Genomic DNA, 12400 nt, shown 5'->3' with positions numbered 1-12400 from the left:
AGAAAAGAGGAACTTTTAGTGAATCATATCGCGTTATTTGAACCATTGATCCCAAATAATACAGGAAATATTGCAAGAACTTGTGCGGCGACGAATTCTCCGCTGCATTTAATTGAACCCTTAGGATTTTCCACAGATGATAAACATTTGAAACGAGCAGGTTTGGACTATTGGGATAGTGTAGATATTACTTATCACAAAAATCTTGATGATTTTTTAGCTACGGTAGGAGATAATCCTTTACACTTGATTTCAAAGTTCTCACATAAAATTTATAGTGACGAGAATTTTAATGATGCCCTCGATCATTATTTTCTTTTTGGCAAAGAAACGACCGGCCTGCCTGAGGAATTTATGCGTGAAAATGAAGACAAATGTTTACGTCTTCCGATGAATGATACCCATGTACGATCGTTAAACTTATCTAATACCGTCGTTGCCGTGGCTTATGAAGCTTTGCGACAACAAGGTTTTCCTAATTTGGAGTTAACTCACCACTATGATAATGATAAATTAGACTAAAGAGGAAAGGGGAAATAAAGTGAGGCTATATTTTACTAGACATGGTAAAACAGAGTGGAACGAACAAGGTCGTTTTCAGGGGATGAACGGGGACTCGCCCTTACTTCCTACAAGTTTTACGCAGATTCGAGCGCTTGGAAACCACTTAAAAGATATCCCTTTTGGCGCTGTTTACTCGAGCCCTTCGCAGCGTGCAAGACAAACAGCTGAAGGAATTGTACAGCAGTGGCAAAATTCAGTGCCTATCTACTATGACTCAAATTTAAGAGAAATGGGCTATGGTAAATTAGAAGGCAAAAGTATTGCTGAAATGCATGCGCGTTATGGAGAGACACTAAACAATATGCGCCACCATTTGGACCTTTATGACCCTACAGTGTTTAATGGAGAAACTGTAACTGCTATGCTAAAACGTATGACAAAGACGATCGCAGAAGCTGCAAATCAGTATAACGATCCTATACTTTTTGTAGGCCATGGTGCCTCGATGACTGCAGCAGTACAATTTTTGGCAGGAAAAGACACCCCTGATTTGCGTAATATGGGCGGGCTCAAAAATAATAGTTTGTCTATTTTAAAAACAAAAGATAAAAAAATCCCTTATAAATTAACTTTATGGAATGATGTTAGCTTTCTTCCATAAAGTGCTCAATCTACATGAAAGGAGCGGCTTGTTCATTGTCAGAAGATAATTATATCATTGGTAAAATTGCGGCGATTTTTTTCAGAAATCCTAATAATTTTTATAAAGTGCTTCTGGTTAAGATTACTGAAACAGACATGGATTATGGTGAAAAAGAGATCGTGGTTACGGGAAGTTTTGGTAATGTTCAAGAAGAAGAATTTTATCGTTTTTTTGGCGAACGTGTGGTTCATCCAAAGTATGGTGAACAATTTAAAGCCAATTCTTACCAAAAGGATCAGCCGACTTCTGAAACAGGTTTGATCAATTATCTTTCTAGCGATAAATTTCCTGGTGTTGGGAAAAAGACTGCTGAAAAAATTGTCGACCTTTTTGGAGAGGATGCTATTGATAAAATTTTAGAAGAACCTTCCTTACTAGAACAAATTACAGGTTTGACTAAAAAAAAGCGGGAGATGCTATTAGATACAATTCGCCTAAATTATGGTATGGATAAGGTGATTGTAGGTTTAAATCGCTATGGTTTTGGTAGCCAGTTAGCATTTACTATTTATCAAACATATAAAAATGAAACATTAGAGGTTATTGAAGAAAACCCTTATCAACTGGTTGAAGATATTGAAGGGATCGGTTTTAAAAAGGCTGACAATATCGCCGAACAGTTGGGTATTGATGCAACATCAGATAAAAGGATTCGTGCAGCGATCTTACACCAAATTTTACAACAATCAATGGAAACAGGAAATACTTATATTGAAGCTAAAAAACTACTAGAGCAAGTTTTACATATATTGGAGAGTAGTCGTCCCGTTGAAATTGATCCAGAAAAAGTTGCCAATGGTGTAATCGAGTTAGTAGAAGAAGGTAAAATCCAACAGGAAGAAACAGCCCTTTATGAAAATAGTTTGTATTTTGCGGAATGGGGCATTGCTTCATCTATCCAACGGCTCATGCAGCGGAAAAAAGAAATTAATTATTCAGAAAATAAAGTGAATAAAAACTTGCGAAAATTAGAAAAACGTTTAGGTATCGTTTATGGAGATTCGCAAGAAGCAGCCATCAAAGAAGCTATTAAATCCCCTTTATTTATCTTAACAGGTGGACCAGGAACAGGAAAAACTACTGTTATCAGTGGTATCGTACAGTTATTTGCTGAATTAAATGAAATTGATTTGGATCCTAGCCAGTATTCAGAAGAGACCTTTCCTATTTTACTAGCAGCACCGACAGGACGTGCCGCTAAACGGATGAATGAAACGACCGGCCTGCCTAGCAGTACGATTCATCGTTTACTCGGTTTAAATGGACGAGAAAATAATGCGAAAAACGCCGATCCTAAAGAGCTTGAAGGAGGACTTTTAATTGTTGACGAAATGTCTATGGTAGATACTTGGTTAGCAAATACCTTGTTTAAATCTATTCCTGATAACATGCAGGTAATTTTTGTGGGAGACAAGGACCAACTGCCCTCTGTAGGACCCGGGCAGGTTTTACATGATTTATTAAATGTTGCCGAAATCCCACAAAAAGAACTGACTGAGATCTATCGTCAGGGAGATGGTTCTAGCATCATCCCATTAGCTCACGAAATAAAAAATGGACAACTCCCTAATGATTTTATAGAAAATCAAAACGATCGGTCTTATTTTTCTTGTCAGGTACAACAAATCGAACCGTTGATTTCTAAGGTGGTTTTAAAGGCGAAGGAGAAAGGATTTACTCCACAGGATATCCAAGTTTTAGCGCCTATGTATAAAGGGCCTGCTGGCATTAATGCATTGAATAAAAAGATGCAAGAAATTTTTAACGCCAATAAAGAGGGGACAAAAAAAGAAGTCACTTTTAACGATACAGTCTATCGTATTGGTGATAAAGTGCTGCAGTTGGTTAATTCACCAGAAGATAATGTATTTAACGGCGATATGGGCGAAATTACAGGTATCATCTATGCAAAAGATTCAGAGGATAAAGTGGATGAATTAGTCATTGCTTTTGATGCAAATGAGGTAGTTTATAAGCGCAATGAGTGGAACAAGATTACGCTTTCTTATTGTTGTTCTATTCATAAAGCACAAGGCAGTGAATTTAAAATGGTTATTTTGCCTATGGTCAATCAGTATTACCGTATGTTACAACGGAATTTACTCTATACAGCTGTCACTAGAAGTAAAGAGATGCTGATTTTACTGGGGGAAACGTCTGCTTATAGTCGTTGTGTTGAACAAGTATCAACGCTACGTTTGACTGCTTTAAAAGAAAGAATCAGTGGCATCGATTCGATTTCACAAGCAATGAGATTAAAAATTTTAAGCTATGAAAATGAGCAAGAAGAAGCACCGTTTGAAATTGGCGTAAGTAAAAGAAAGAACAACATTAAAGAAAAAGATGCAACAACAAAAGTAGTGACTTCCGATTTATTTGAACAATCAGCTGAAGAGACTTCCGAAATGTTATCTGGAGAGTTAACAGAAAAAATGATCAATGAAAAAGCGATTGATCCTATGATTGGTATGGGCGATCTCAAACCATATGATTTTCAAATAAGTGGAAAATAAAAATACAGAGGCACAAGCTTAAGCTTATACCTCTGTATTTTTTATTATATTTGTTTAGAAAAATGTAAACTTTTATCAATAAAATACATGACTGGAGCTGAGATACTCATAATGATCAACTCACTTAAAGCTGTTGTTAGATAGGTAAACCAAAAAGGAAGTTCTGCAGTTAATGTCAACATTAAGGCAATTAAGAACATGCTAAAAGTAAAGAATAAAGTATTCAAAACTAAACGAGCCTTGATATTGGGCACTTTTCTTTCTAATACAGCAGTTAATAGTAACGCCAACAGGGTTTGAGCACCGCCGAAGATAACATCCAGTGGCCCTTCACCAAACAATAAGTTAAAAACGACCACACCGGCAAATACACCCCATAACAATTTCTTGTTAAAAACGACCAGATGGTTCAAGCTTTCTGATAACCGAAACTGGATTGCTCCAGAAGATAAGGGCGAAATGAAACTTAACGCTACGTAGAGTGCAGTAATAATTGCATTGGCGGTAATGACTCTTATTCTGTTATTTGTCATGTAAATCCTTCTTTCTCCAAGTTTTGATTACGCAGGATGGTTGATGAACTGCAAAATTTTTAGATCATTAAAAAAGTTCTGGCTAGGACGTAAAAAACAAAAACCACAATTTTCAACTGGCTTTTGAATAGGAGCGTGCTTCTTTTGGTTGTTTTTTTATTGTCACGATATTTGGTCTTTTTTCCTTATGAACCTTTTTCTTTCTTTTTATTACATATATCAAAAATAATAAACTATAGCCAACTAATAAAGTTGCTTGCATTCCTACAAAAACTTTTTGAATGATTGAAGGTAATTCCAGTCCCAAAAAACTTTGTAAGGTGAACTGGATAGCTGTCAATAGGGCAGAAAAACCAATTAAATGGTAATATTTCATATCAATTCTCCTCTTAAAAAGAAAGTATAACAAAATTTAAAAAAAATAGTAACTATTTTTTTAATAAAATCTTACTTTTTGTGTAGAAAGCGCTTGCATTTATTTTAAAAATATGGTATAAAATAAGTGTAAGGAGACATAAGAATTCCCAGTAAGGCAGCCGAAAAAGGAGCTGCGAGAAAAGAATTGTTGTGAATCTTAAATGAACGAAAAAGGATGTGGGAATTTGAGTTACTCCTTACTAATTGAATAGGAATCCGATGAGTGTATGAGCATATGATTGAAGTGGACATACGAACCTTCAAGATTATGTTAGAACAATTACTTTAAGAACGTTGAAAGACTTTCTCGAAAATCATTCTCATCGGATTCTATTTTTTTGCCTTTTTTTGGCTATGAGCGTGTTATAATAGACAGAAAACACTTTGGAGCAGGCGCATGAAGTTTCATTATTATCTTTTAATCAATCCAACAGCTGGGGGCGGCAAAGGTCAAAAAGTAGGAAAACAGATCATTTCGTTAATGGAAGAAAAACAACTGAAATTTACCGTCATACAAACAAAATATCCCTCACATGAAGCCGAGATCGCTAGCGAATTAACGGCTTCTGTTTTATTGAGCTGGGAGGCTAAAGAAGATAGCGTGTTTTTTCCATTACTGATTGTTATTGGTGGAGATGGTACGCTTCATCAAGTCATCAATTATCTAACAAATCAAATTCCTATTGCTTATATTCCAGCAGGTTCGGGAAATGATTTTGCTAGAAGTTTAGGCTTTTTACAATCGCCTGAAAAAATTTTAGAAGATATACTACAAACCAGCAACCCCCGCAAGCTTTCTGTACTCAGCTGCTATGAAAAAAACAGCGGTATCCATAGTCTTTGCGTGAATAACATTGGTGTCGGTGTGGATGCGGCCGTAGTGCATGCTACAAATCATTCAAATGCAAAAAAACAACTGAATATGTATAAATTAAATGCTTTGTCTTATGTAAAAACAGCCTTAGGTGTACTTTTCAGGCAAAAAGGCTTCCCAATTTCAATTGAATGTAATCATCAAAGCTATCATTTTGAACATGCTTTTTTATGTACTGCAACAAATCATCCTTATTTCGGTGGAGGGGTCAAAATAGCACCAATGGCTAATGTATATGAATCAGGTGTTGAACTAGTAGTCGTTGAGAGACTTCCGATGTTAAAAATTTTTTAGTTAATTATACTATTAGGACTTCAAAGGCATGTAAACTCAAAATATTTCTATCATTTTAAGGCGAACAGAATCCACCTAGAAACTTTTAGCAAGCAATTTTTGCAAAAAGATGGAGAGGATTCGAGTAAAGCTTCTTATGATTTTATTTTGTCCTCGCAAAAACAACTATTTTGGTTCTAACTTTTAATATTTTAGCAAAAATGTCAGCAAAATTTCCCAAATTGGGTCATTGAGCTGACATTTTTTTAAGCATGATTTGCTAAGTTTTCAATTTCGACAACTTTAAAGTCTTTACTTTCTAAATGACTGACGACTTCGTCTAAGGTTTGCTGATTGGTATTAGAAGCTAAAGTGATCATTGTTCGACGAATAAACTCATCTTTATCGATATCAAGAGTTATGCAACTTGCAATATTACTATACTTTGAGATGATTTTTGTCATATTTGCTAGATCGCCTTGTTTACCAGTAGAAGCAATAGTTAATACATAGCTTCCTTTTTCAACGTTCCATGATTGTGAAAGCATATTTAATAAAGAACTGTGGGTTAAAATACCATAAAAATAGTTGTCTTCATCAAGAACCGCGATATAAGGAAGTTCCTTAATGGTAAAGAAAACTTGAAAGAAGGAAGAACTTGTATGAATAAATTTTGTCGCATTTTTTAACAAATGAGTTACAGGTAAGGTCATATCGCCACCGTTTGCTTTGTGACGGTAAATATGCATCTTATAAATATTTCCTCGGAAAATTTTATTACTTTCATCTAATATGGGAACACAACGAAAGCCTGAATCTTCTAGGATTTGTAACGCTTCTTCTAAAGTATTGCTTTCTGTTACTGTGGTTAGATCTTGTTTTTTATATACCATCGTTTTTAATAGCATATAATCGCCTCCTTACTTTTTCTTTATAGGATACTATGATACCATAAATTAGGGAACATTTTTGTATCTTTTTTTGACACTAGTGATAATTCATGGTAATGTGTCTATGCCAAAAAGCAGTTGTAAACCTAGGAGGTAGTGTGAAAAATGAGCAAAAAGAAGACAGCACTTGCTTGTTCAATATGCGGCTCACGTAATTACACAAAATCTACCAGTGAAGGAACAGATGGACAACGTTTAGAAACGAATAAATTTTGTAAGTATTGTCATAAACATACATTACATAAAGAAACGAAATAAGTAATAAATGACCCATTTTAAGGAGGATACAGATGAAATTTTTACGTAGCGTAAAAGACGAAATGAAAAAAGTAACATGGCCAAATGGAAAACAGTTGCGCAAAGACACAGTTGTAGTGATTGAGACCTCTCTAATCTTTACTGTGATGTTCTACATTATGGACACAGGTATTCAAAGTCTATTTACTTGGATATTACAATAGTAGTTGTATTTTTAAATGAAGATACTAGCGAAACTTTTGGAAGAATGCTATAATACACACGAGGAAAACTTCGAGGAGAACTTGGGGTTTTTTTATTTTATAAGAATAAAAGGAGCCGAAAAAATGGAATCTTTTGAAAAAAGATGGTATGTGCTTCACACGTATTCTGGTTATGAAAATAGAGTAAAGATGAACTTAGAATCACGGGCACAAAGTATGCAAATGGATGACTACATATTTCGTGTAGTTGTACCAGAAGAAAAGGATACAGAAGTCAAAAACGGTAAAGAAAAAGAAGTTGTTCATAAAACATTTCCGGGCTATGTGCTTGTTGAAATGGTCATGACTGATGAGTCCTGGTATATTGTCCGTAATACTCCTGGAGTGACTGGATTTGTCGGTTCTCATGGTGCAGGAAGCAAGCCGTCTCCTTTATTGCCAGAAGAGATCAATTCTATTTTACATTCACTTGGTATGAGTACAAGAACAGTAGAGTTGAAAGTACAAAACGGTGAAACTGTAAAAATTATTGAAGGTGCGTTTTCTGGCTTAGAAGGACAAGTTGCTGAAATTGATGAAGAAAAGCAAAAATTAAAGGTAAACATTGATATGTTTGGGCGCGAAACTAGCACTGAACTTGACTTTGATCAAGTAGATAAAATTGATTAAAGATAGAAAAAACAACAGCATCGTCATGATGCTGTTGTTTTATTTCCATAAACGCTGTTCAATTAACTCGTTGACTTTCTTATTTTCATGAAGCATGCTATGGCTCGATCTATCGCCTTGAATGATAGAATAATCTACTTTGAAATCATTGTTTTTTAGCAAGGGATAAATTGATAAAGCACTAGTTAAAGGTACTGTCCCATCGCTATATTCTTCATTATTTAATTGACCTGCAATTAATAGCATCGATACATCATTTGGTATTTGGGGGGTTAATTCTGTAAAATCTTGGTATCTTCCAGATGGTTCTTCTGGCCCCTCTTTTAATAGATCCTCGATTGATTGGTAATTACTAGTATCAACAAAATCGTTAAAGGGAGCGCCGATTGCAATAAAGTTTTCGACTTCTGGCAATGTATCTTCTTGTCCATAGCTTCCCATATATCTGTAGGCACTAACACCACCCATTGAATGTCCTACCAAGTTGACTTTATCTATTTGGTAATCCTCTTTTAAAAAGCTTAATGTGCTTTTAATCCATTCAGTTTGATTCCATTCATCATTAACATTGTCTTCAAAAATAACTTGTATTAAAGGGTTTGTTTTTTCCCCGCTTAGTTCACCTTGAGTGTCGATAGAACCATCTGCATGCACCGTTATAAGCATTTCACGCTGAGCGACATTTTCTTCTTGCATGTCATTGATCATCGACTTAAACGAGTTGGTCGTTCCTTGATAGCCGTGAATAAATAGCGTGGGTGTTGCTGATTTTTTTAAAGCTGGTTGCAAGCGCTGTGATGCCTTGGTTTCGTTGCTTGCTTCAGTGGTATGATTTGTTTCATCTGATTGGGATGTATGCTGCGCTTGAGCGCCACTTGAACTTTGACATCCACCTACAAACAAGGCCAATATTAAACTGATGGAAAACAAAAATTTCTTCATTCTTGTACTCCTTAAAATTCTTTTGGTTTATTATAAGCTTATGCTGAAAAAATGCAAAGTAATTCAATCGAAAGTTTGAAAAAAATAAAGAAAGGTCTTGCAATAAAGCATATTTTTGATATACTATCTTGAGTGTGCGATGTGTATTTGTCGCATATGATAAGCGTGGGAGGAGAAATTTTTATCTCTAATTAACCACATCACGGACTTAAGGAGGTATGTCTCGTGGCAAAAAAAGTTGAAAATATCGTCAAATTGCAAATTCCTGCAGGTAAAGCAACACCAGCTCCACCGGTAGGACCAGCATTAGGTCAAGCAGGAATTAATATTATGGGTTTCACTAAGGAATTTAACGCTCGTACAGCAGATCAAGCTGGTATGATTATTCCAGTTGTAATTACTGTATATGAAGATCGTTCATTTACCTTTGTAACTAAAACGCCACCAGCAGCTGTATTATTAAAAGACGCAGCAAATGTTGATAAAGGTTCAGGCGAACCAAACAAAAACAAGGTGGCTAAAGTCACTAGTGACCAAGTAAGAGAAATCGCTGAAACGAAAATGGAAGACCTAAACGCAGCTGACGTTGATTCTGCTGTACGCATGGTTGAAGGAACTGCTCGAAGCATGGGGATCACTGTAGAATAGTTAGATCTCTGAACGTAGCTTCTCGGTTGAGTCTATGTTGAAAAACGTAGAACACGTGGGAGGTTCTACCGTTATAACCACATCAAGGAGGAATCGCATATAATGGCTAAAAAAAGTAGAAAAATGCAAGAAGCGCTAGAAAAAGTTGATACAACAAAAGCATATGCTGTTGAAGACGCTGTTGCATTAGCAAAAGATACAAGTATTGCAAAATTTGATGCAACTTTGGAAGTTGCGTATCATTTAAATGTTGACCCTAAAAAAGCTGACCAACAAATCCGTGGAGCAATTGTTTTGCCAAACGGTACTGGTAAGGACCAAAAAGTTTTAGTATTTGCTAAAGGTGATAAAGCAAAAGAAGCTGAAGATGCTGGTGCTGATTATGTGGGTGAAAGTGAATTAGCTGATAAAATTCAAGGCGGCTGGTTTGACTTTGACGTTGTAGTAGCAACACCAGATATGATGGCACAAGTTGGAAAATTAGGACGCGTTTTGGGTCCTAAAGGTTTGATGCCTAACCCTAAAACAGGCACTGTTACAATGGATGTATCAAAGGCTGTTGAAGAAGTTAAAGCAGGTCGGGTCACTTACCGTGTGGATCGTAATGGTAATATTCACGCACCAATCGGTAAAGTATCTTTTGATGATGGTAAGTTAGTGGAAAACTTTAAAGCTATCCACGATGTACTAGAAAAAGCTAAGCCATCAGCAGCTAAAGGTATTTACATGCAAAATGTTACTGTAACAACCACATTTGGTCCTGGTATTCATGTAGATCCAGCATCATTATAATAATAAAATAAAAATATTGACGCAAACACCTTTTCTATGTTAAGGTGTTTGACGTTAATAGTTAAGTTTACCGAAGACAGTAGGTGACACATCGTCGTAAATCCTACCGAGGACTTTTATTGGTGTATATCAATAGACCCTCTATGTCTGCGGTGGCATAGAGTTTTTTTATTAAAAAACTCTTCCATCAAAATCAGGAGGTGAAAGAAAAAAATGAGTGAAGCAGCTATTGCAAAAAAAGCAGAAATTGTGACTAGCGTTGCCCAACAATTAAATGCAGCAGAATCTGTTGTTTTTGTTGATTATCGTGGTTTAACAGTAGACGAAGATACACGTTTACGTAAACAGTTGCGTGATGAAAATGTTGAAATGCATGTAATTAAAAACTCTATTCTTAGTCGTGCAGCAAAAGAAGCTGGTTTAGACGGTTTAGAAGATGTTTTTGTAGGTCCGACAGCTGTTGCTTTTAGTAATGAAGACGTGATCGCTCCAGCGAAAATTATTGATGAATTTTCACAAGAAGCAAAATCGTTAGAAATTAAAGGCGGCGTTATTGAAAATAGAGTGGCTACATTAGATGAAGTTCAAGCTCTGGCGAAACTACCAGATCGCGACGGACTACTATCAATGTTGTTATCTGTATTACAAGCTCCCGTACGTAATGTGGCTTACGGACTTAATGCAGTCATTGAAAAGAACGAAGAAGATGCTGCTTAAGGGCAGTTAAAAATACTTATCATAATGGAGGAAAATAAAAAATGGCATTAAATATTGAAAACATTGTCGAAGAAATAAAAGGTGCGACAATTTTAGAATTAAACGATTTAGTTAAAGCTATTGAAGAAGAATTCGGTGTATCTGCTGCAGCACCAGTTGCAGCTGCTTCTGCAGGAGAAAGCGAAGAAGCTGAAGAACAAACTGAATTTACAGTAGAACTTACTGATGTTGGTGACCAAAAAGTGAAAGTTATCAAAGCTATTCGCGAAGCAACTGGCTTGGGCTTGAAAGAAGCAAAAGCTGTCGCTGACGGTGCTCCTTCACCAGTTAAAGAAAACGTAGCTAAAGAAGAAGCTGACAGTTTGAAATCTGCTTTAGAAGACGCAGGTGCTTCAGTAGAATTGAAGTAGTCAGTGAACATGATAAAAAAGCTAAGAAATCAATGATTTCTTAGCTTTTTTATTTTAAGCAATTACTGTAAGTCTATACTTTTTCAATTGTTTGAAATGATATATTTTTGGTTTAAATCAATAACTAAATATAATTTCTTTAATATTAAGAACAAGCAAAAATAAAAAACGTAATTCTTTTCTTTTTATATATGTATGGTGTAGGATAAATTATGAAAGAAGAGAATAAACATTGGAGGAATTGTTGATGAAAATCGCAGTTGTAGCAGCAAATGGTAAAGCAGGAAAATTAATTACAAATGAAGCTGTCAAACGTGATCATGACGTGACCGCGATTGTACGCCATAAAAATCAAACAAAGGCTTCACAAGTTTTACAAAAAGATCTTTATGATTTAACAGCTCAAGATTTAAAAAGTTTTGATATAGTGGTCGATGCTTTTGGTGTTTGGGATCCTGCAGACATGGATTTACATGAAAGCTCGTTGATGCACTTGGCAGATTGCCTGAGTGCTACGAACACCCAATTATTTGTTGTGGGGGGGCGCTGGCGGTTTGTATGTAGATGCTGAACATAAAAAGCAATTGAAAGATACTCCTGATTTTCCCAAAGAAGCACAACCAGTCGCAGCTGGAATGGGTAAAGCTTTAAAACGGTTAAAAGATCGTAGTGATGTGCAATGGATTTATGTTAGTCCAGCGGCAAGTTTTGAAGCTGATGGAGCAAAGACAGACGATTATACGATTGCTAGTAACGAGTATGCGGAAAACGATGAAGGCGAAAGTAAGATTAGCTACAGTGACTACGCTACCGGTTTTGTCGATGCGATGGAGTCAGGAAAATATAACCAAGTGCAAATTTCTATTTATCAAAATTAATTTTAAGTGATTCATAATTTAATCATTGATCATAAAAAATATGATAGAATTCGAGTTATTTTTAACGTCGTTTTCTATCATATTTTTTAATTTTAGTTTGTAATAATAAAAGAATC

General features: G+C 35.7%; 15 protein-coding genes, 1 pseudogene and 1 other annotated feature. Of the genes and pseudogenes, 12 read left to right on the top strand and 4 right to left on the bottom strand.

Annotated elements, in window-relative coordinates:
- Positions 1–18 precede the first annotated feature (18 nt).
- The 3 genes from C7K42_RS10710 to recD2 are packed head-to-tail and all read left to right on the top strand — an operon-like array spanning position 19 to position 3720.
- Positions 19–522: a tRNA (cytidine(34)-2'-O)-methyltransferase gene (locus C7K42_RS10710; RefSeq protein WP_103083631.1), complete on the top strand. Its 504-nt coding sequence runs from the start codon at positions 19–21 to the stop codon at positions 520–522.
- 19 nt (positions 523–541) lie between these two features.
- Positions 542–1165 carry a histidine phosphatase family protein gene (locus tag C7K42_RS10705; RefSeq protein WP_014124081.1) on the top strand — a complete coding sequence of 208 codons (624 nt, stop codon included), beginning with the start codon at positions 542–544 and terminating at the stop codon, positions 1163–1165.
- 14 nt (positions 1166–1179) lie between these two features.
- A complete protein-coding gene (gene recD2 / locus C7K42_RS10700) occupies positions 1180–3720 on the top strand; it encodes an SF1B family DNA helicase RecD2 (protein WP_014124082.1) in 2541 nt (846 codons plus the stop codon).
- Between the two features lie 44 nt (positions 3721–3764).
- On the opposite strand, the gene C7K42_RS10695 is transcribed toward recD2, so the two are convergent.
- Positions 3765–4253 carry a QueT transporter family protein gene (locus tag C7K42_RS10695; protein WP_014124083.1) on the bottom strand — a complete coding sequence of 163 codons (489 nt, stop codon included), beginning with the start codon at positions 4251–4253 and terminating at the stop codon, positions 3765–3767.
- A 112-nt stretch (positions 4254–4365) separates the two neighbouring features.
- Positions 4366–4629 (bottom strand): hypothetical protein, encoded by a 264-nt coding sequence (locus tag C7K42_RS10690; RefSeq protein WP_014124084.1) that lies wholly within the window; start codon positions 4627–4629, stop codon positions 4366–4368.
- A gap of 438 nt (positions 4630–5067) precedes the next feature.
- Between C7K42_RS10690 and C7K42_RS10685 the strand changes: the two genes are divergently transcribed.
- Positions 5068–5838, top strand: a complete 771-nt coding sequence (locus C7K42_RS10685; protein WP_234976235.1) for a diacylglycerol/lipid kinase family protein — start codon at positions 5068–5070, stop codon at positions 5836–5838.
- 245 nt (positions 5839–6083) lie between these two features.
- On the opposite strand, the gene cbpA is transcribed toward C7K42_RS10685, so the two are convergent.
- Positions 6084–6725: a cyclic di-AMP binding protein CbpA gene (gene cbpA, locus C7K42_RS10680; RefSeq protein WP_103091922.1), complete on the bottom strand. Its 642-nt coding sequence runs from the start codon at positions 6723–6725 to the stop codon at positions 6084–6086.
- A 147-nt stretch (positions 6726–6872) separates the two neighbouring features.
- On the opposite strand from cbpA, the gene rpmG reads away from it, so the two are divergent.
- From rpmG to nusG, 3 genes are all read left to right on the top strand, one after another.
- Positions 6873–7025 carry a 50S ribosomal protein L33 gene (rpmG, locus tag C7K42_RS10675; RefSeq protein WP_014124087.1) on the top strand — a complete coding sequence of 51 codons (153 nt, stop codon included), beginning with the start codon at positions 6873–6875 and terminating at the stop codon, positions 7023–7025.
- A gap of 32 nt (positions 7026–7057) precedes the next feature.
- A complete protein-coding gene (gene secE, locus C7K42_RS10670; RefSeq protein WP_014124088.1) occupies positions 7058–7228 on the top strand; it encodes a preprotein translocase subunit SecE in 171 nt (56 codons plus the stop codon).
- 123 nt (positions 7229–7351) lie between these two features.
- Positions 7352–7897 (top strand): transcription termination/antitermination protein NusG, encoded by a 546-nt coding sequence (gene nusG / locus C7K42_RS10665; RefSeq protein WP_014124089.1) that lies wholly within the window; start codon positions 7352–7354, stop codon positions 7895–7897.
- A gap of 39 nt (positions 7898–7936) precedes the next feature.
- Here the strand turns inward: nusG and C7K42_RS10660 are convergent, their stop codons facing one another.
- Positions 7937–8839 (bottom strand): alpha/beta hydrolase, encoded by a 903-nt coding sequence (locus C7K42_RS10660; protein ID WP_103091921.1) that lies wholly within the window; start codon positions 8837–8839, stop codon positions 7937–7939.
- A gap of 225 nt (positions 8840–9064) precedes the next feature.
- Here C7K42_RS10660 and rplK point away from each other — a divergent pair, with 225 nt between their 5' ends.
- The 5 genes and pseudogenes from rplK to C7K42_RS13510 all read left to right on the top strand — a co-directional run bounded on the left by rplK (position 9065) and on the right by C7K42_RS13510 (position 12284).
- Positions 9065–9487, top strand: coding sequence for a 50S ribosomal protein L11 (gene rplK / locus C7K42_RS10655; RefSeq protein ID WP_014124091.1), 423 nt, complete (start codon positions 9065–9067; stop codon positions 9485–9487).
- A gap of 102 nt (positions 9488–9589) precedes the next feature.
- A complete protein-coding gene (gene rplA, locus C7K42_RS10650) occupies positions 9590–10279 on the top strand; it encodes a 50S ribosomal protein L1 (protein WP_014124092.1) in 690 nt (229 codons plus the stop codon).
- A 52-nt stretch (positions 10280–10331) separates the two neighbouring features.
- Positions 10332–10458: a sequence feature (ribosomal protein L10 leader region), on the top strand.
- A gap of 34 nt (positions 10459–10492) precedes the next feature.
- Entirely contained in the window at positions 10493–10996 is a 504-nt protein-coding gene (gene rplJ / locus C7K42_RS10645) for a 50S ribosomal protein L10 (RefSeq protein WP_014124093.1), read from the top strand.
- A 41-nt stretch (positions 10997–11037) separates the two neighbouring features.
- A complete protein-coding gene (rplL, locus tag C7K42_RS10640; protein ID WP_014124094.1) occupies positions 11038–11406 on the top strand; it encodes a 50S ribosomal protein L7/L12 in 369 nt (122 codons plus the stop codon).
- Between the two features lie 247 nt (positions 11407–11653).
- A pseudogene (locus tag C7K42_RS13510) lies at positions 11654–12284 on the top strand (NAD(P)-dependent oxidoreductase).
- The last annotated feature ends 116 nt before the right edge of the window (positions 12285–12400 follow it).

The sequence above is a fragment of the Tetragenococcus halophilus subsp. halophilus DSM 20339 genome, assembly GCF_003841405.1.
Lineage (GTDB): Bacteria > Bacillota > Bacilli > Lactobacillales > Enterococcaceae > Tetragenococcus > Tetragenococcus halophilus.
The sequence above is the reverse complement of the archived record's forward strand: the minus strand, read 5'-3'. Positions and strand labels throughout refer to the sequence as shown.